The sequence below is a fragment of the bacterium genome (assembly GCA_024224155.1).
In the GTDB taxonomy this organism is placed as follows: Bacteria; Acidobacteriota; Thermoanaerobaculia; order Multivoradales; family JAHEKO01; genus CALZIK01.
Map to the genome: position 1 here is coordinate 1 of JAAENP010000184.1, position 678 is coordinate 678.

The following is a 678-nucleotide window of genomic DNA, read 5'->3' on the forward strand; positions in this document are numbered from 1 at the left end:
AGACGGCGTGTTGCCGATGGTCAGCGCGGTGGTGCCGCCCCATGCGTGCTCGATCGCCAATCCCTCCAGCTGCGGGAAGAACCTGAAGAGCTCCGCTTCGATGAGCCGCGTCACGGCCTTGTCGTTGCCGGAAGCCAACGAGTCGCCGGCATAGTACTGGGAGCTCACCCCGCCCATGACGATCCGCCCATCCGCGGTCGGCCGGCTGTAGCTGAACAGTGGGTTGCCATCGGCCAGGCCCCGCCGGTTGCGCCACCCGACAGCCTGCCACTGGGCGGGGCTGAGCGGCTCGGTGGCGATCTGGAAGACGGCGACCGGCATCACTCGATTGCGGAAGAAACCCAGCTTGTGACTGTAGGCGTTGGTCGCCATCACCAGGACCGGAGCACGGATCTCTCCCAGCTCCGTGTCGACCACGACCGTCCTGCCGGGGGTCACCCGGCTGACCAGGGTTCGCTCCCTGATCTCGACCCCTGAGTCTTCGACGATCCGCTTCATGCCGAGGACCAGCTTGGCCGGGTTGAGAATCGCCCCGTAGGGCGTCATCAGGCCCGCCTTGAAGACGGGTGAGTCGATCTCCGCCCTCAGATCGTCGCCTTCGAGCAGGGTGGATTCGAGACCGAGCCTGCCGTACAGGGCGTGATCGTCCTCGAGGCCCTTCACCTGTTTGTCGGTGAG

General features: G+C 65.9%; 1 protein-coding gene. It reads right to left on the bottom strand.

All coding sequences use genetic code 11. The annotated features are described in order from the left end of the window. Nucleotides 1-678 (bottom strand): FAD-binding oxidoreductase (locus tag GY769_10430; GenBank protein MCP4202338.1); only part of this gene is annotated, 678 nt, incomplete at both ends.